At 37.3% G+C, this 19,747-nt stretch carries 19 protein-coding genes and 2 tRNA genes; 14 read left to right on the top strand and 7 right to left on the bottom strand.

Annotated features, from left to right (window positions below):
• Together Q8907_00610 and Q8907_00605 are read left to right on the top strand one after the other, a co-directional pair.
• On the top strand, positions 1–636 hold a 636-nt coding region (locus Q8907_00610; protein MDP4272762.1), incomplete at its 5' end, for a polysaccharide biosynthesis C-terminal domain-containing protein.
• Positions 637–793: 157 nt separating this feature from the next.
• Positions 794–866 (top strand) — tRNA-Glu (locus tag Q8907_00605).
• Positions 867–921: 55 nt separating this feature from the next.
• Here the strand turns inward: Q8907_00605 and upp are convergent.
• The 7 genes from upp to purQ all read right to left on the bottom strand — a co-directional run bounded on the left by upp (position 922) and on the right by purQ (position 5,813).
• A complete protein-coding gene (gene upp / locus Q8907_00600) occupies positions 922–1,572 on the bottom strand; it encodes a uracil phosphoribosyltransferase (GenBank protein ID MDP4272761.1) in 651 nt (216 codons plus the stop codon).
• Complete coding sequence (locus Q8907_00595) at positions 1,553–2,482, bottom strand: hypothetical protein (protein ID MDP4272760.1); 930 nt, start codon at positions 2,480–2,482, stop codon at positions 1,553–1,555. The genes upp and Q8907_00595 overlap by 20 nt, the downstream gene beginning before the upstream one ends.
• A gap of 157 nt (positions 2,483–2,639) precedes the next feature.
• The gene (gene radC, locus Q8907_00590) at positions 2,640–3,335 is read right to left on the bottom strand and encodes a DNA repair protein RadC (protein ID MDP4272759.1); all 696 of its coding nucleotides are present in this window, start codon (positions 3,333–3,335) and stop codon (positions 2,640–2,642) included.
• Positions 3,336–3,484: 149 nt separating this feature from the next.
• Positions 3,485–3,736 carry a 30S ribosomal protein S20 gene (rpsT, locus tag Q8907_00585; GenBank protein MDP4272758.1) on the bottom strand — a complete coding sequence of 84 codons (252 nt, stop codon included), beginning with the start codon at positions 3,734–3,736 and terminating at the stop codon, positions 3,485–3,487.
• Positions 3,737–3,763: 27 nt separating this feature from the next.
• A tRNA-Glu gene (locus tag Q8907_00580) sits at positions 3,764–3,835 on the bottom strand.
• Between the two features lie 134 nt (positions 3,836–3,969).
• On the bottom strand, positions 3,970–4,935 hold the full coding sequence (locus tag Q8907_00575; GenBank protein ID MDP4272757.1) for an EamA family transporter: 966 nt from the start codon (positions 4,933–4,935) through the stop codon (positions 3,970–3,972).
• Positions 4,936–5,126: 191 nt separating this feature from the next.
• Positions 5,127–5,813 (bottom strand): phosphoribosylformylglycinamidine synthase subunit PurQ, encoded by a 687-nt coding sequence (purQ, locus tag Q8907_00570; GenBank protein MDP4272756.1) that lies wholly within the window; start codon positions 5,811–5,813, stop codon positions 5,127–5,129.
• Between the two features lie 423 nt (positions 5,814–6,236).
• Between purQ and Q8907_00565 the strand changes: the two genes are divergently transcribed.
• The 12 genes from Q8907_00565 to Q8907_00510 all read left to right on the top strand — a co-directional run bounded on the left by Q8907_00565 (position 6,237) and on the right by Q8907_00510 (position 19,552).
• Positions 6,237–7,106 carry a CheR family methyltransferase gene (locus Q8907_00565; GenBank protein ID MDP4272755.1) on the top strand — a complete coding sequence of 290 codons (870 nt, stop codon included), beginning with the start codon at positions 6,237–6,239 and terminating at the stop codon, positions 7,104–7,106.
• Between the two features lie 26 nt (positions 7,107–7,132).
• Complete coding sequence (locus Q8907_00560) at positions 7,133–7,960, top strand: CheR family methyltransferase (GenBank protein MDP4272754.1); 828 nt, start codon at positions 7,133–7,135, stop codon at positions 7,958–7,960.
• Between the two features lie 3 nt (positions 7,961–7,963).
• Positions 7,964–8,521: a chemotaxis protein CheB gene (locus tag Q8907_00555; protein MDP4272753.1), complete on the top strand. Its 558-nt coding sequence runs from the start codon at positions 7,964–7,966 to the stop codon at positions 8,519–8,521.
• An 8-nt stretch (positions 8,522–8,529) separates the two neighbouring features.
• Positions 8,530–9,312 carry a GAF domain-containing protein gene (locus Q8907_00550; protein MDP4272752.1) on the top strand — a complete coding sequence of 261 codons (783 nt, stop codon included), beginning with the start codon at positions 8,530–8,532 and terminating at the stop codon, positions 9,310–9,312.
• A 28-nt stretch (positions 9,313–9,340) separates the two neighbouring features.
• Positions 9,341–11,953 (top strand): PAS domain S-box protein, encoded by a 2,613-nt coding sequence (locus tag Q8907_00545; protein ID MDP4272751.1) that lies wholly within the window; start codon positions 9,341–9,343, stop codon positions 11,951–11,953.
• Between the two features lie 27 nt (positions 11,954–11,980).
• A complete protein-coding gene (locus tag Q8907_00540; GenBank protein MDP4272750.1) occupies positions 11,981–12,562 on the top strand; it encodes a SiaB family protein kinase in 582 nt (193 codons plus the stop codon).
• Between the two features lie 11 nt (positions 12,563–12,573).
• On the top strand, positions 12,574–12,954 hold the full coding sequence (locus tag Q8907_00535) for a DUF1987 domain-containing protein (protein MDP4272749.1): 381 nt from the start codon (positions 12,574–12,576) through the stop codon (positions 12,952–12,954).
• Positions 12,955–13,009: 55 nt separating this feature from the next.
• Positions 13,010–16,096: an ATP-binding cassette domain-containing protein gene (locus Q8907_00530; protein MDP4272748.1), complete on the top strand. Its 3,087-nt coding sequence runs from the start codon at positions 13,010–13,012 to the stop codon at positions 16,094–16,096.
• 108 nt (positions 16,097–16,204) lie between these two features.
• A complete protein-coding gene (locus Q8907_00525; GenBank protein ID MDP4272747.1) occupies positions 16,205–17,107 on the top strand; it encodes a hypothetical protein in 903 nt (300 codons plus the stop codon).
• Positions 17,108–17,115: 8 nt separating this feature from the next.
• A complete protein-coding gene (locus Q8907_00520) occupies positions 17,116–17,562 on the top strand; it encodes a hypothetical protein (protein MDP4272746.1) in 447 nt (148 codons plus the stop codon).
• A 164-nt stretch (positions 17,563–17,726) separates the two neighbouring features.
• Entirely contained in the window at positions 17,727–18,605 is an 879-nt protein-coding gene (locus Q8907_00515; protein MDP4272745.1) for a lysophospholipase, read from the top strand.
• Entirely contained in the window at positions 18,563–19,552 is a 990-nt protein-coding gene (locus Q8907_00510) for a GSCFA domain-containing protein (protein MDP4272744.1), read from the top strand. Before Q8907_00515 ends, Q8907_00510 begins: the two co-directional genes overlap by 43 nt.
• Positions 19,553–19,747 lie beyond the last annotated feature (195 nt).

Genomic DNA, 19,747 nt, shown 5'->3' with positions numbered 1-19,747 from the left:
TTTGCAGGATTGTTACTGCCCATTTTCTCAAAAATGCTTTCCCATAAGGAGCCTGTCGGTGAAATGACGGAATTTTCATACCTGCTTTTATTTGTTCCCGCTGCAACCATTGCAGTCAGCTGCTTATTTTTCAGAAATGGAATCGTGCACATGCTTTACACCAGCGTAGTGGATGAATCTCCAAAAGTCTTTGGCATATTGATGTTAGGGTTTATTGGCATATCCACGACTTATATTTTCGGCACTTTACTCACTGCAGGAGGGAACCTTAAACAACTGAACCGGATAGCCGCATCGGCAGTCATTTTAAATATCTGTCTTAACCTCCTGCTTATCCCCCGTTATAAAGCTTTGGGAGCAGCCTGCTCGAGCCTGGCAACCCAGACTTTATCTGCTTTGGCACAAATGCTTCTTGCAAAAAAGACATTCAGGCTGAATGTCAGATACAAAATTCCGGTTCAATTATTATGTTTTCTAACAGGAATTTTATTTTCAGGAATAGTCATCCGTTACTTCGTCCCGGGCTGGATACCGGCTCTGCTGATTTTTATCTCCGTTTCCATGTTTTTAGCATTCGTTACTCGGTTGATACGCCCCAAAATGTTGTATAAAATTATCTGCTACCAGGAAAATTAAAAGAATCATTGGCTTAGCATGAATTATGCTATCTCTTAATTTTCAATAATTTCGCTTTCATCCGGCATTTTATTGAAAATTTGCCAGCAAGGTCTTTATTTATTAAAAGAAAAGATATAAATTTGCGTCGGCTTGATCAAATCATGCTAACCTAAATGGCGCGTTCCTCTAAATGGTTAGGAGATCGGATTCTCAATCCGAAGATAGCAGTTCGATCCTGCTACGCGCTACACTTTTTTACTTAGTTTTATTTTTTTATATTGAAACTGCGTTAAGCAGTTTTTTTTATGTTTTCTCTCCAAATGCCAGGTTTCCGGCATCACCCATGCCCGGTACGATTAAAGAACTGACGGTGAGTTCATCATCAACTGCTCCAAGCCAGAGAGTGACTTTTTTCAATGGCAGTCGCTTGCACAGATAATTAACCCCCTCTTTGCTGGCAATGACGGATGCGATATGAATATGAACAGGATCTCCCTTTTCCAGAAGAGCTTTTACAGCCAACTCAATGGATATGCCCGAAGCAAGCATGGGGTCTGCAAGTATCAGGATTTTTCCATCAAGCCGCGGACAGGAAGTATATTCAATTTTCACCGTAAAAGTATTGTCTTTGCTGTATTTCCGGTATGATGCCACAAAACCATTTTCGGCTTTGTCGAAAATATTAAGTAATCCCTGATGCATGGGTAAGCCGGCCCTCATAATACTTGCTACTACCAATTTATCTGATAATACAGGCACTTCTGCCACGCCCAGCGGAGTTTCTATGGATTTCTTCGAATAATTGAAATTTTTACTGATCTCGTATGCAAAAATCTCTCCCATTCTTTCCAGATTTTTCCTGAAACGCATCTTGTCCTGCTGAATTGTAGTATCACGTAACTCAGCAATATACTCGTTAAAAATTGAATTTTGTTCACCTAATATATTTGTCATAATTAATTAATTTTAGGAAATCAACATACCATGGCAAATCATTCATTTTTAAAATTGCATGATTACAGGCTTGAGCAGCATAATCTTTAAATATTTCAATATCTACGGAATGTGTACTGCTTTCAAAACTTAATGTAATATTCTTTTCACATTGATTTCTGATGAACTGGTCGATCAGCAAATAAATGGAACCACTTCTATAACCTTCCCTGGTCACAGCCTGCATTAACAATATGACTTTCTTATGCGACCAAATAAAAAAACAGGCAGCAATTAATTTTTTTTCTTTGTTATATGCTCCATAAATATCCGCCATTTTATATTTAAGGCCGGTGTTGATGATGACCTGTAAAATATTTAATCTGTTTTCATCCATAAAAGGATGAACCGTCAAATAAAACTGCAGAAAAGATTTAGGATTGATATTGGGAATTATTTGTATTTTGTTATCGTTCGCTAACTTAATGTTATGCTGAGTATCAGGTAAAAATTTACCTTTTAATTTTTCGTATCCCGGAATCAGGTCAAGTTCATAAGAAGGTTTTAATGAAACTTTAAAAGGAATAGAATCCAATTTATTAAACTTATTCAAAACCATATCACTATAGGAAAACCTTTGAGAAAGCTGTTCAAGGAAACGGCTCACCAGGTTAGAATCCGTTATTTTTGTGGAAAAAATCCCCAGATAATAAGTGAAAATGGGTTGATACAATATATATTTCCCATACCTGACCGAGAAAGTCAGGGGCATGACGGTCTCATAATCATTTTCCATTAACGCATCCCACTGTCCGGCTACCGCATTCAGATACCACGAATAACCATAAACAGAACCGTTGATGGAATTTTTCATACAACGATCCCACCGGCTAAAATTAATCTCATTATTTTTAAGATATCTGACTGGCATGGGAAAAATGGATTATCAAAAATTCAATGATGACTTCTGTAATATTCCATTATTTGATAAAGCTGAACCAGTTATTCAGTGCATCCAACATCATGATGAGACAATAAATCTCAAATTGCCTCATCCTATCATTTTCGCTTTCCCTCATACAGGGATATCAAATTAATCCTTCATCAGCGAAACTGTAATATTTGCCATCAGCAATAATCAGATGATCCAGGAGTTTAATATCCATCATATTCGCATCCTCCCTGAGTTTGGTTGTAAACTCTGTATCATTGTGGCTAGGTAAAAGGTTACCAGAAGGATGATTGTGACAAACAATCAGTGATGATGCCAATTTTTCAATAGCGTTTTTAAGAATAACTTTCACATCAGTAACGGTGCCTGAAATCCCACCCTTGCTGATTTTTATTTTGTCAATCACTCTATTCGCCCGGTTTAAAAGAAGCACCCAGAATTCTTCATAAGGTAAATCAGACAATTGCGAATGAAGTAAATCAAATGCATCCCTGCTTGTTTTGATTACTTTCCTTTCCATAATCCCGGTCGAATTTCTTCTTCGGCCCAATTCAAGTGCTGCAATAATGGTAATGGCTTTGGCCTTCCCTATGCCTTTGTTTTCGATGAGATCCTCTAAACTTAATTTACCCAGCAGGTTCAAATTATTCTGAACTTTTTGCAGTATTTTTTTGGCCAATTCTACGGCCGTTTCATTACGGTTCCCGGAGCCAATCAGGATGGCGATCAATTCTGCATTTGTCAGGCTGGATAATCCCTTCAACAAATATTTTTCTCTGGGCCTGTCCTCAACAGCCCAGGTTTTTATTGTCAAATTTTTGTATTCGTCCATCGTACCCTGCATTATAGAACCAATACCTTTGATTTCAATATCTTAAATCTTGAATTAAGATAATGAAATTAAATAATTTAACAAAATTTTTGTACAAAAAAAGCCTTCCGTTGGGGAAGGCTTATATGCTAAAATAAAACTATTTTTTTCTACAGGCTATTCACGTGCTTAGTCAGCTCAGATTTCAAATTACCGGCCTTATTTTTATGAAAAATTCTTTTCTTGGCCAACTTGTCGAGCATAGATGAAACGCTGGGCAATAAAGTTGCAGCCTCATCTTTACTGGTACATTCCCTGAGTTTTTTAACGGCATTGCGGACAGTTTTTGCATTATAACGATTTCGCTCGTTCTTTGTTTTGTCCTGTCTAATTCTTTTAACTGATGATTTATGATTTGCCATTATAAATAAATTTTATTTTTTAAAATGTAGTCGGTAGGGGAATCGAACCCCTGTTACCAGGATGAAAACCTGACGTCCTAACCCCTAGACGAACCGACCTTGTATCTAAATCCCTTGAACTTGGGACTGCAAAGGTATAAACTTTTTTTTCCCTGCAAATATTTTCTCAATATTTATTTAAAAAAAAATAATAATCCATTAATAACCAACTATATATATATTGTTTATTTTTATTAGTTCTTTCCTAGTGAATGATTTTTCCCAATATGCTGAGCCACCTTATTTTTAAAAGTAATAGCCTTAAAATCAGGCAATAATCCTTTCCCCTGTTTCCCGACAATATATACTCCCAGAAAAACAAGAAATGCAGCAATGATATCTATCATACTTAGCGCATCCTTTCCTAAAATAATAGCGAAAAAAGCAGCAAAAACAGGTTGTGCATAGATGTAAACACTCACAGATACAGGCTTTACATATTTCAATCCATACATATTAAGCAGGTAACCCAAAAAAGTTGCAAAAATGACCACATAAAAGAATTCCCATATAATATAACCCGGAATAATATCCCATTTGATGGCAAAAACTTTATCAAACGAAAAAGGCAGAATGATAAAAAGGCCAACCAGAAATTCCCATTTCATCACCGTAACAGACTTGTATTTTACCATGAGAGGTTTGGCAATGACAAGAAACAATGCCCAAAGCAAGCAATTCAGCAACATAAGTATATTTCCCCAAAAGTTGCCAAAACCAATTGCTGACTTTCCTCCCATAATAATTAAGAGCAATGCACCACTTGCCCCAATAACAATTCCCCATATTTTGGAAGAGGTGATATTTTCGTGAGTCCATATAGCAGCAATAAGCAAAACCATCACAGGATTGAGGGTCATCAGGATGGAAGCATCAATAGCCGATCCAAATTTCAAGGCCGTGAGAAAAATAAGCTGATTTAATGAAACGCCCATAAATGAAGCAATGATTAAACGCGGGATATCCGACCGGTCTATTTTTTCCTTAGGCATAAAAAAACCAAGCACCCAAAATAAAATGACCGCTCCCGTTACCCGAAGAAGGGTAAAAGCAAGCGGAGAAAAATAACCGGCAACTACATCTTTTGACAAAATATAATTTAAACCAAAAATAACATTGGCACCTAAAAGAGATAAATGTGCACTTAACGTTTTATTCATATACAAATAATTAATTTTCAATGTTTTACGAATCTATCAAGGACAGATTCACGCTCATGTTTATGAGTATTATCCTTCAAAGGGAAAGGCATCTTGCAAACAGGTTTGTCTCCTTCACTAATTTCAAAAGAAACTAAAAGGTAAGGTTGATAAGGTTGTAGGTATAGCGAATTCAATTAATGAAGAATAATTTATAAAGTATTTATTATAGATTCGAGAATCAAGCGGCCATCAGTATTCCCCAATTCATCATCAGCGGCCCGTTCAAGATGCGGCATCATTCCATATACATTTTTTTTCTCATTACAAATACCGGCAATATTTTCCACCGAGCCATCCGGATTTGCACCTTCAGTAATGAGCACATTTTCATCGCAATAACGGAACAAAATCTGACGATTTTGCCTTATCCTGGCCAGGGTGGCCGTATCTGCATAATATCTTCCATGACCATGGGCCACAGGAATTTTCAAAGCCCTGTTTTTCTCAATCTTTGAAGTAAGAATGGTGTAATTATTATCAACCCGGATAAAAGTATTTTTACAGATAAATCTCTGATTTATATTGGGCAATAAAGCCCCTGGCAATAAGCCGGATTCGCATAAAATTTGAAAACCATTTCCAACCCCCAGGATAAATCCCCCTTCCTGGGCAAAATTTTTAATTGACCGCATAATGGGAGAAAACCGGGCAATTGCTCCGGGCCTTAGATAATCACCATAGGAAAAACCTCCGGGTAAAATGATTGCATTTGCTCCCTGCAAATCTTCATCTTCATGCCAGAGTGTAACGGTATCCTGTTCAAGGATGTCCCTTAAAACATATACCATATCCTCACTGCCGGACGAACCTGGAAAAACAACTACACCAAATTTCATACGTAAATAAGTGATTTTTAAATGTCGTATGGAACTCCATGTTTGCTATTTTACCTACGGTGATCCGTCAGCTGACGGATCATTCGTGTTTTGCGTTTATTCGCAAACATGTTCGTTTCCTACGAAAATTATTCATGGTTCAAAATCGTATGAATCCGCTCCTTACGGATTCCTGGAAGGATAACTATATACCTGTCATTATTTTATGCAAACATGGACTATGATTTTCCCTCCTCAATCAGCGGTCAAAGTTATATGTTTTCATGAAACATTTTATTGACTTATGGCATATCTCTGATTTTTTAAAAATGTCTATTAGGTAAACAAAATTGGGACGTATCCGTATAAAATAACAAAATATTGTACTTTTGAGTACTATTAATTCAATAACTTTTTGCTTGAAAGCTAATTTTGAACTGATATATGATTATAACGGACCAGGAATTGCAACAATTTTTTTCTCTACTGAAAGAAGTTTCAAATTATGATTTGAGTGAATACAGTGATAAATCCTTAAAAAGGAGAATTGCAAAAGTATTATCCGATAACAGAATCGATTTTCCTGATCTTTTGACGCAGTTAAAAAATAACCCGGTTTTCCTAGAAAAAACAGTCAAAGATATTACCGTCAATACTACCGAACTTTTTCGAGATCCTCAAATTTGGCAAAACATCAAATACAAAATTCTCCCCAAATATAAAAACAACAAGACCATAAATATTTGGCATGCGGGATGTTCTACCGGTCAGGAAGTTTATTCAATGATGATCCTGCTCAAAGAAGCCGGATTGCTCGAAAAGGCCAAAATTTATGGCACCGACATAAATGCAGATGTACTTCAAACCGCCCAAAAAGGGATCTATAAATACAGGTTTAATATCAACTACCTCGATAATTTTGATAAGGTAATTAAACAAAATCCCCTGAATTATGATGAATATAAGGACATTCCTTATTCGGATTATTTTACTATTGATCAGGATAAAGATGTCATTATTATGAATAAATTTTTAAGGGATAAAGCCGTTTATAAAAAGCAGGACCTGGTGAAGGATGGAAATATCTTTTATACTAAGTTTGATATCATTCTTTGCCGAAATGTAATCATTTACTTCAACTACGAACTTCAAAATAAGGTTTTTAAGCTTTTATATGACAACCTTTATCCGGACGGAACTTTATTGTTGGGAGTTCACGAAACAATTCTTGGCCCGATGGCTTCGAAATTTGAAAAAAACGGACTGGTCTATTGTAAAAAAGAAGAGTACATTGAACATTTTATATTATCCTGATTTATCTCTAAATATTTGTCGTGTAAATGAATAGCAGTGAAATTGATTTAGGAATTGTAGATGTTAAAAATATCATAAGGAATATCCGGGAAAATTATCAATATGATTTTTCAGATTATGCCCTTACTTCATTTAAGCGAAGACTTGAGTATTTCATGGTCAAACAGGACATAAAATATCCGGACCTACTTGAAGCAAGGTTAAACAATAACGATCCCATTTTTTTTGATCAGTTCTTATGCGACATTTCCACAGACACTTCGGAGATGTTCCGGGACCCTTCGTTATGGAGGTTTTTAAGGGATAATTTGCTTAAACAATTATTGGAAGAAAGTCCCCGCCTGAAAATTTGGATCCCCAACTCGGTCAGTGGAGAGGAACTTTTCACGCTGACAATCGTTCTCAAAGAAATGGATGCTTTGGACAAAGCAGAAATCATTGTTTCAGGCCTGAGTCAAAAAGCTATAGAACAGATGAAAAGTGGGATTTTTAATCCGGCCAAAGTAAATATCAGTAGTGATAATTACAAACGCTTCAACGGGAAAAGCGATCTTTCCTCCTACTATCAAAACAAGGAGAATTGTTTTTTCAGGGATATTTCTTTGCTAAAAAATGTAAGTTTTATAAAACAAACAGTTAGCTTTGAAAATCTTGCCGAAAGAGTAAAATTAATCCTCTTCCGCAACCGTATGATCTATTTTAACAATCAGTTGCAACAGAAAATGGTGAATATCCTCCATGATTGTCTGTTACCCGGAGGGTACCTGATTGTTGGGACAAAAGAATCGCTCGGCGAAGACGATAGGTTTTCCCTGGCTTGCAACAGTGAGAGTATTTATAAGAAAAAAAATTAAAAAATGTACAAAGCAGTAATGATAGGAGGTTCGGCTGGAAGTTTTCAGGTGGTTTCAAAAATCCTGAATGCTCTGCCTGAGAATTTCCCATTACCCGTTTTCTTATGCCTGCACCGGCTCAAACATATACGGTCGGGGTTTGTAGAAGCACTTTCTATCAAATCAAATATTCCGGTTATAGAGCCCAATGACAAAGAATTGGTCAAAGCAGGACGGGCTTACCTTGCCCCAGCCAATTACCACATGTATATTGAACTGGGAAACAGAATTGCCCTCTCCACCGAGGAACAGGTTAACCATTCCCGGCCGTCCATAGACTTGTCGTTTATTACTGCTGCACAGGCATATAGAGAAGGATTGGTGGGAATTATCCTCAGCGGTGCCAATAAAGATGGAGCACTGGGAATAAAAAAAATTCATGACCTGAAAGGACTTACTATTGTGCAGGATCCCTTGGACTGCCAGGTAAAAACCATGACAGAAGCAGCAATCAATACTTCTCCTGTAGATTATGTACTTAAAACCAGCGGAATTATTGACTTCCTTCTTAAACTAAAATGAAATTTACAATGAACAACCTAGGAAAAATCAGAAGAATCAGTTATTTAATTTTGTTTCTTTTTTTATGCTTTATTTTCCTGCTTTTTTCAAGCAACCACAATGCATGGCTGAATACAGGTGCTAATCCTGCTAAAACCCAATCATACTTATATCTGGTTACAGTTTCATTTCTTGGAATTTTAATGTTTGTCCTTTATTTACTTTCAGAAAGCAAGAATAAAAAAAATATTAAGGGATTAGCTTCCAGGATCAGTGATCTACAATCTCAACTTGCAAAAAAAACTGAGGGCGAACAAAATAATGAGGTTCGGAATGTTACAAAAGAAACTGTGGATATTCAGGAAATCTCAAAACACATCCTGCCTTCCAAAGAAAATTTAACGCAGGAGCAATATGCTGAAAAAATTTTAATTAATATTGCTAAGGAATTCAACATTGTTCAGGGAGTTTTCTACGACTTTGAAAAACAGACCAACCTGTTTAGTCCTATCGCTGAATATGCATATTTTTCGGAAGAAAAACCCAAAGCTTTTAAATTAGGGGAAACATTGACAGGCCAGGCAGCTAAAAATAAGAAGTTGCTGAATATTAATGATGTTCCTCAAGGTTATATGACCATTTTGTCAGGCTTGGGGAAAGGTACACCAAAAAATTTATTGATTGTACCCATTATCCTTGAAAAGGAAACTATAGGCGTTATGGAATTGGCTTCTTTCAAGCCCTTTGACAAGCAAATGGAAAATGTTTTTTCCCAACTTGGAGAAAAAATTGGTTATGCACTGAAAAATTAAAATATAAATAAGTAAAAGTAAAGAGTCTATGTCCAGATACCTTAAAAAGTTGCAGAATATCGCAGGAAATAACATTACTATTTCTGTAATAGTATTGAGCCTTATTTTCCCGATTATCGCCTGGATCACTGAAATGGGAATCAATCATTTCAGTTGCACTTTCCGTGGAATTCTCCACATGCATCATTCAATACCTGCCTTATTCATCATTGATTTCATTCCTGTACTGGCCGGAATTGTTACTTATATCTTCACTCAAAAAATTCAATTTGTTCAACTGAAATTTGAAAAAAACATCAAACAAATTGCCCAGGAGAGAGAAAAAAATGCCTGGATTGCCCAACAAATCGGAAAAGGAAATTATGGCATAGAAATTCAGGACGGGCAGAACGATTTGCTCAGTCAATCATTCGTAGCCATGCGCGATAATCTTTTAGCCAACTCCCAAAAGGAAAAAGAACAGAAATGGATTGCTGAAGGAAAAGAAATTATTGCAAACATTCTTAGAATGCATAGCCGCCTTGAGGATTTGGCTTATGATGTTATTGTAAACCTCATCAGATACATCAAAGTAACACAGGGTGCCATGTATATATATGATGAAGACCATAAAACGCTTACCAATATAGCCACTTATGCATACAACCGGCGCAAATACGTTCAACAGGAATTTAAGATCGGCCAGGGCCTTGTAGGTGAATGCGGCTACGAAATGGATAGCATCTACCGCACTGAAATACCGGATGATTATGTTTCCATTACCTCCGGTATTTTAGGTGATCAAAAGCCTCAAAGTTTGCTGATCATTCCCCTGATCAGCGACGAGAAACTACAGGGCGTCCTGGAGTTCGCTTCACTGGAACCTGAAATAAACAAGGTAACCAGAATTTTCCTGAAAGAACTGGGCGAAATTATTGCCCGTACAATTTTTAACCTTCAGGTTAACCAGCGGACAGAAAAATTACTACAGGAATCTCAGCAAATGACCGAAGAACTTCAGGAAAATGAAGAAGAACTTCGTCAGAGTGCAGAAGAAATGAGGGCAACCCAGGAAGAGCTGGAATTCTCAAATAAAAAACTGGAGTCTCAGGTGCTTGAAGTTGAAAATGCCCAGAAAAGGCTTCATTCCTTGCTGGAAAATGCTTCCGAGATCATTTCCATTTATGATAAAGAACTAAAAATGACTTTTATAAGCCCTTCGGTTAAGAAAATTCTGGGTTTTAGTTCCGAAGAAATGATGCAGGGTAAAAATCTGGAAAGACTGACCAGCAAAGGAGAATCGGATCTGAAGGCTATGCTTCATACTCTGCTGGAAAAACCTCAGGAAACCCAAACCCTTCAATATTCCTTTTTAAAAAGCAATGGGGATAAAATCTTCCTTGAATGTACGGGCCGTAATTTATTGAATGGCAACGCCATACATGGCATCATTCTGAACTCACGGGATATCACCGAGCGCAAAAGAGCGGAAAAGGAAGAGCGCATGCGCACCAAAATGCAGTCGCTCTCTGAAAATTCGCTAGACATGATCATAAGACTGAATACTTCAGGCATTTTCTATTATTCAAACCCGGTAGTAGAGGATTATATAGGATTAAGGCCTGCAGATTTAGCTGGCAGGACAATTAAAGACAAATCCATACCTGCTGTTTTCTCAGAATATTTCGAAGAAACGACCAATAAAATTAAAAACTTACCCAAGAAAACAAATACCCAGCTCACCATTTCCCTAAAAGCCGGGGAGAAAAGCATGAACCGTTTTCTAAGTATTGATGCCATCCCCGAGTTTAATGAAAGTGAATTGGAAACCATCCTTTTTATTGGCCACGACATTACCGAAACAAAACGAATTGAACAGGAAATACAGGGTAAAAACCGGAAAATAGAAGACAGCATCAACTATGCACAACATATTCAATCATCCATTTTGCCTGATACCCGTCTGATTCAAAAATATCTTCCCAAATCATTCATGTATTATAAACCCAGGGATGTTGTAAGCGGAGATTTTCCCTGGTTTTTTGCCAAGGATAATGACCTTTACCTGGCCGTGGTGGATTGCACCGGCCATGGTGTACCCGGGGCATTGCTTTCTTTTGTGGGTTATTTCATACTGAACAATATAGTTGACCATCCCAGGGACCTGACAGCGTCCGAAGTATGCGACATGTTGCACAAAGGGGTCAGAACCACCCTTAAACAGGACAGGTTAAACGCTGATGCCCGCGACGGAATGGACCTTGCCTTATGTAAAATAAATCTGGCCAAACAGGAAATGCATTTTGCCGGGGCACACCGTCCTCTCTATCATGTCCGCAATAATGAGCTGACTGAATATAAAGGTGACCGGAAAGCTATAGGGGGTATTCCCAATTCCGGGAAACCTGAAGCTGATTTTACCGATCACCTGATAAAACTGATGCCTGGTGATAAAATCTTCTTTTTCTCGGATGGACTGACCGATCAGTTGGGTGGCCCTAAACTGAAGAAATATTCCCCCCAAAGGGTCAGGGAAAATATTTTAACCCATAATTCTTACTCCATGGATGAATATAATAATTTATTTGCCAGGGATTTTGATGAATGGCAGGGGAAAACCAAACAAATTGATGATGTATTACTAATCGGAATTGAATTTTAAACAATATTTTTTAAATCATTTTAACTTATGGACAGTAATAAAGATGATGTAAAAGGATTTTTGGAATTTGTATATGATTTTTACAAATCCATGAAAGCACACGAAATATCTTTAGTGTATGAAGGTGAAATCACACACCAGATAACCAAAGCCTTCACTTCATTGACTGAATCGAATATGGCCAAAGATGCAGAATCGGGTACCGTACAAAAAAAGGTTTTCCACGTTATGGTCGAATGTTTGCAAAATATCAGCAAACATGCTGAAGATTTTTCCTCTGGAAATTTTATTTATGCAGGCAGAGGCATTTTCTTAGTCAGCAAAGGGGAGGATGAATACAATGTAACTACAGGAAATGCTGTGGAAAATTCTAAAATCAATGATTTGAAAAATATGCTGGAGCATATCAACAGCCTTGATAAAGAAGAACTTACAGAATTATACAAGAAACAGATTAAAGAAGGACACCTTTCTGATAAACAGGGAGCGGGTTTAGGTTTCATTGATATCAAAAGAAAAACGGGTAAAAATCTCCAATATCATTTTTTACCAATTAATGATGAAACATCCTTCTTTTTGTTAACTTCAACCATTTCAAGAAACTTATAAATTAACGAGCTATGGATATCATAAAAATTGCTGGTACTGAAGATACTCCAAATGTAGTTTTGGATGCAGGCAATGATATTTTTGAAATTTCCGGCCGTTCGCTGCCGGAAGATGTTACTCTATTTTACGACCCTATCCTTAACTGGCTGGATGAATATACCAAACATCCGAATCCTGTAACCACATTCAATTTCAAACTTGAATATTTCAATACCGCTTCATCAAAGCTACTTCTCGATGTTTTAATGAAACTTGAAGTCATGAAACAAAACGGGAATGAAGTGCTGGTAAAATGGCATTATCCGGATGATGATGAAGATATGAAGGAAGCCGGTGAAGAATATGCTGATATTGTCGATGTCCCATTCGAACAAATCGAATACTCCGAATAATCGTTATTTCTTCATTTTGGCAATATATTTACAAATTTGTAACACAAACTGAACAATGAGTGAAGAGATACTAAAGGCTTTAATGCAGCTTTTTGCTATCATCGCCAAACAAGATGAGGGGGTGGAGTCGCATGAAAGAGAATTTGTGATTTCCTTTCTGGACAGACAGCTTGATGTTGAGGCAGTTAAGGAATATATTGCCTTATTCGATAAATTTGCCGGATCAAATAAAACTTCAGCCGAAAACGTTTCTGCCGCTAAAGTAAAACTTACTTCGGTCAAAGATTCCGTTAAGATTCTGGGGCTTTGTAAAAAAATAAACAAAACCCTAAACCAGGAACAAAAAGTTGTAGTCCTGGCCCGTTTGTTTGAACTGGTCAATGCCGACAGGAAATTTTCAGACCAGCGGATGGCTATCATCCATACAGTGGCTGAAGTTTTTAATGTTTCAAAGGAAGAATTCAATAATATTGAGAATTTTGTTATCAAGGATGAACCCGTTGAATTTGACAGCAACAACATCCTGGTCATCAACGACAAGGATGAGTCGTATTTACCCACCAAGCATTTGCAGACAGAGAAACTTGATGGCAGTATATGCATCCTTAGGGTTCCCAGTGTTGAACTTTATTTTTTAAAATATACCGGTAACGAGGACTTATTCCTCAACGGTTTAGGACTGGCTCAACGCAGCATCAATTTATTTGCCAGCGGCAGTGCCATCAAATTGCCAAAAGGCAAACCTGTTTATTACAGCGATGTTGTAGCCCATTTCCTTGCTGATACCACATCTGCCCATGTTTCGTTCGAAGTCAACCACATTGATTATGCCTTTCCCAATGGGAATTTAGGCATCAGAGACGTTAGCTTCTCCGAAAAGCAAGGAAGACTGATCGGTATTATGGGTGCAAGCGGTGCCGGCAAAACCACCCTGCTTAATGTTTTGGCAGGTAATGAACCCCCTTCAAAAGGTGAAGTGCTGATCAACGGGATCAACCTGGCTACTCAAAAAGAACAACTTGACGGAGTTATCGGGCTCATCCCCCAGGATGATTTACTGATAGAAGAGCTTACTGTCTTTGAAAACCTGTATTACAACGCTAAACTATGCTTCAGGGACAAATCCGAAGGGGAAATTGAAGGGCTGGTCAATAAAACCCTGGCCAGTCTGGGCTTGCTTGATTATGCCAACCTGAAAGTAGGATCAGCCCTGAACAAAACAATCAGCGGTGGCCAGCGCAAGCGGTTGAATATTGCCCTGGAGTTGATCCGCGAACCTTCCATCCTTTTTGTTGATGAACCTACCTCAGGCCTTTCTTCCCGCGATTCGGAAAATGTGATGGACCTTCTCCGGGAACTTGCTTTAAAAGGCAAACTTATTTTTGTAGTCATCCATCAACCTTCCAGCGAGATATACAAAATGTTCGACCGGATCATAATCCTGGATACAGGTGGATACATGATTTATTACGGTAATCCTGTGGAGGCAGTGATGTACTTTAAGAAAATTGACGCCCAGATAAACAGTGAAGTAGGTGAATGTCCTACCTGCGGCAATGTCAATCCGGAGCTAATTTTCAACATCATTGAAGCCAAGGTGGTCGATGAATTTGGCCGTTACACCAACCAACGAAAAGTTAGCCCCCAGAAGTGGGAAGAATATTACCGGAATAACCTGAAATCCGAAAAAGTCGAACAGGTAAAGGAGGCACCTCCCAAGACGCTGAATATTCCCAACTGGTTCAGGCAGTTCAAAATATACAGTATTCGTGACTTCCTTTCCAAAATCAGCAATAAACAATATATCGCACTGAATTTGCTTGAGGCACCTATACTTGGATTGATCCTGGCTTATGTGATCAGGTATATTGCCGATCCTACATCCAATGTGTATATCTTCCGTGAAAACGAGAATATACCTATTTATATTTTCATGGCGCTGATTGTTGCCTTATTCCTGGGACTGACCATCAGTGCGGAAGAAATATTCAGGGATAGAAAGATATTAAAAAGGGAAGAGTTCCTGAACCTCAGCCGGTCGGCTTACCTGGCCGCTAAAATTTTGATCCTCTTTGTCATCTCTGCAATACAGTGTATAACGTTCGTATTGATAGCCAATACTATTCTGGGAATAAAAGGAATGACTTTTGCCTATTGGTTTGCACTCTTTTCGACGGCAGCTTTTGCCAATATGCTGGGATTAAATGTTTCGGCCTCGTTCAACAGTGCAGTCACCATTTATATCCTGATACCCCTTCTGATGATTCCCATGATGATGCTAAGCGGAGCCATGTTCAGCTTCGACAAACTCAACCGAAACATAAGCAGTGTGGGTAAAGTTCCGGTTATTGCCGACCTTATGGTTACCAAATGGTCGTACGAAGCATTAATGGTACACCAATATAAGGACAATGAGTTTGAAAAGACCTTTTACGATGTTGAAAAACTTGAAAGTGCTGCCGATTTCAAGCAGGTCCATTATGTCCCTGAACTCAGCAAACGTTTTGACCAGGTAAGTTCAGAACTTCAATCTTCAAACAAAATCAATAAGAGTGCCAATGCTCTGCTATTGCTGAAAAATGAAATTGCCAATCAGAAAAAAATGGTGCCGGTGCCGGCTCCTGATCCGGAAAAGCTGAATCCACAGTCATTTAACACGCAAATTGCACAGTCCGTTAAGGTTTACCTGGATAATCTTGCCAGTTTCTATTCAAAAGAATTTCAAAAAGCCAATTCTGAGAAAAACAATATGATCAATTATCTGATGCAAACTAAACCTGAAGTTTACAAGCAAATGAAAAATGATTACCAGAATGAAAGCGTTTCGGATGCAGTGAGGAAGGTATATGAGAAAAACAAAATTATTGAATATAACCATCAACTGGTTCAACAGGTAGACCCTGTTTATGAAGATCCTTCCGTATGCGGTTTACTCGATATCAGGGCTCATTTTTATGCACCCAGGAAGCATTTTTTAGGCCACTTTTTTGACACCTATTCGTTTAATATGACTATAATATGGATATTTACTTTGCTTTTTTATATCACTTTATATTTTGAAAACTTTAAAAAAATTCTGAATTTTTCTTATCCTTTCAAAAGTAAATCCAAATCTAAAAGCCAGAAAAGTATAAATTCTTAATTATAAATAAATTCAAATTATTAAAAAACACTAATAAAGTATAAATTCTAAAGGTAAAATGAATATTATTTCTAAATTTGTAATGAATGTGAATAAATTGACATGGTTATGATTAAAAAGCTATCTTATTTGCTCCTGGTCATTATGATTCTCTTCAGTTCGTGTAAATCGAAAAACAGTTCATCGTCACAGATGGCTGTACCGGACTCGGTGAAAAATAGTGGGGAGTTGGAAATTTCAAAAGAGGCAATGGGAGATATTGTTCAGAACATATCTTCGCCTGTGGAAATGGCAGCCCTGATCAAAAGTTTGGGAGTGCCGTTCTCAAAAAAGTATATCGCATCAACAGCTAATGTTGACGATTACAACACAAGCTTTAAAAAAGCTTATAACCTTGGCGTATTTGGTGCTGATCTGGGTTACCTGAACATGTACAACAAGACTTCTTCAGTACTTGAATACATAAGTGCAATAAAGAAATTAGCTGATGGGATCAATGTAGGTCAATTTTTTGATTTCTCTACCTTAAAAAGATTGGCCACCAACAGTACAAACCTGGATTCTCTTATGTTTGTTTCGGTACACAGTTTCAATGAAATGGACAATTACCTGAGGAAAAATAACCGCAGTGATATCAGTGCAGCAATTGTTGCCGGGGTTTGGGTGGAAGGTTTATATTTTGCCACCCAGGTAGCCAAAGATCATCCTTCATCAGATCTGACCGAAAATATTGGGGAACAAAAAAATATTTTAAATCAGTTGTTGCTTGTTTTGAAGAATTTTCAAAAGGATAATGAAATAAAAAGTCTGGTTAATGATCTGACAGAAATCAAAAAAACATTTGATCCTCTTAAGATCACCATTGAAGTTGGAGAACCTAAATCTGTTGAGAAAAATGGAAGGCTGACCATTGTTCAGAGTGAGACCAGCAAGGTTCATGTCACAAAAGAACAGTTGAAAAATATTATCCAGCAAACCGAAAAAATTCGCAATAAGTTAATCAGATCATAATAAATCTTATGAAGCACAAAATATTCACTTTATTCGTTTTTGCATTCATATTGTCTGCAATAAACATTAAAGCTCAATCATTAGAAAACCTTGTTGGACAATGTGCGGCTAATGCTGGGGATGATGCCACCTATCTGAAAGATTTTCAGGTCACCCTGGGGTCTGCCCATTCCGGTGAGAATCCTCCTGTAGCTAAGTTTTCAATGGTTTTGAGCAAAAGTACTGTTTACCGTTTCTCTGTCTGCAACTCTTCCGGTTCGGCTGGAAAGGCTATTATTCAATTGTTTGATACCAACAGGTTAATTGGGAGCTCATTCAATCTTGCGACACATAAAGATTACCACGGTTTTGATTTTACTTGCAATAAAACTGGAATATATCATGTTTTTATATCTTTCCAGGAAGGCAGACCCGGTGCGGCAGTAGGAATACTTTCCTTCGTTAAAAAACTATAAGTACTGACCTTTTAGGAAACCTAAGAATTGCATTTTATGCTTTTCTTAGGTTTTTTTTTATATTTATATAAACCAAATTACTTTTAAAAACGTATCCGTTCATAAATGTTAATTAAACGTTAATCAATTATTTTCTAAGAATTATCAAATACATTTAATTTTTTATGCTCCATCAGGAATATACATGGCGTGCTTTCGACAATACAAAATTATTTGCACAAAGTTGGCAAACAAAAGAAAAACCTAAAGTTGTTATCAATCTTATACACGGTCTGGGAGAACATAGTGGCAGATATAGCCAATGGTCGGAATGGTTTCAAAATCAAAATTGTGCTGTTTTAGCTTTCGATCTGAGGGGACATGGACGATCAGAAGGCAAAAGGGGATATACTCCATCTTATCAACATCTGATGAAAGATATAGACCTGCTCTTAAAAAAGTCGCAACTTCTTTTTCCCGACAGCCCAAAAATTCTTTATGGACATAGTCTTGGCGGAAACCTGGCACTCAATTATGTGATTACTCATCATCCACACATCGCAGGCATCATTTCAACATCTCCTTTGCTCAGGCTTTTTCAACAACCACCCGAATGGCAAACATTACTGGTTAAAAATATCATACGGATATATCCTTCATTTTTGGCTAAAACCAGGCTCAAGGCTACTGATATCTCTCACAATCCTGAAGTAGTGAAAAAATATAAGGATGACCCTTTGGTGCACGATTTAATTACTGCCCGTTTATACTTTGAAATCCAGGTAGCTTCCCGGTTAATCCTGAGCAATAAACATAAAGTAAGCATCCCCCTCCTTCTTATGCATGGTACCAGCGACAGGATTACTTCCTATAATGCCAGTCGCCAATTTGCCAATAACACCAGTTCCAATACAACTTTTAAGGGTTGGACAGGAATGTATCACGAACTGCACAATGAAAATAATAATGCTGAAGTATTCAATTTTATTGTAAATTGGATCGATCAAATCATTGGCAATAAATGCAAGATAAATTCAGGACAACTTTTGACCTCAGAAAGGTAGATACCCAAATAAACTATAAAACATCAAGTTTATGGATAGGATCCTGTTTTATAGAACATATTGGCGATCTGATGGTGAATTATAAATTCACGGCTGATGTTAATCCTTTTGGTGTGTGTTATAATCCTATGTCCATAAAGAATAATCTTGAAATACTGATCAATCAGCCTGTTTTTGATAGCAATGACCTCTTTTTCTACAATGAGCAATGGAATAGCTTTAACCATCACAGCCAGTTTTCGGATTCAAACCAGGAAGTTTGCCTAAACCAAATAAACCAAAGAATTAAAGCATCCGGACAGTTTTTAAAAGAGGCGGATTTTCTGTTCGTTACTTTTGGAACTGCCTGGGTTTTCGAATATCTTGCTTCAGGACAAATTGTTTCCAATTGTCATAAATTACCGCAAAGCAAATTCAAGCGTTATCTTCTCAGCCTTAACGAAATAGTAAACAACTGGAAATCCCTGATTACCCATTTGACAAATTTCAACAATCATCTGCATATTGTTTTTACAGTCAGCCCTATTCGCCATTTCAAAGACGGGGCTGAAGCCAATATGCTGAGTAAGGCAACACTGTTGGTGGCTGCTCATGAGCTCAAAAAAATTTTTCCGGATGTTTGTTATTTCCCTGCTTATGAAATTATGATGGACGACTTACGCGACTACCGTTTTTACGAAGAAGATATGATACATCCCAACCATACTGCCATTCACTATATATGGGAATCTTTTACCCGCAATTATATGGGTGAAGAAACCCTGAAAATTATGGAAGAGATTGATTCTATCCTGAAAGCTGCCCATCACAGGCCATTTGATCCGGCGTCAAAAGCCCATCAAAAGTTCCTCGCAAACAATATTCAAAAAATTGACAGACTAAAAAACCAATACCCCTGTTTAAACCTGGAAACCGAAAGGCAATACTTTTCCAACCAATTAAAATAAATCGAATTATATGGAAACAAGGAGATTTATTACTCTTTTTCAGGTCATTCCCGCTTCATCCCTCATAAATTATTGTTAACAATTCGGGCGATAGTTGTGTTATTAATTTGATTTATAATTAGTTAGACTACTATTCTTTCCTACTTTTCTTGTTAACAATTATTGCTCATTCATATCAAACATTTTCCAATTAAT

The sequence above is a fragment of the Bacteroidota bacterium genome, from assembly GCA_030706565.1.
GTDB lineage: Bacteria > Bacteroidota > Bacteroidia > Bacteroidales > JAUZOH01 > JAUZOH01.
Note: the sequence above shows the minus strand (reverse complement) of the source record. Positions and strands in the feature narration are given on the sequence as shown.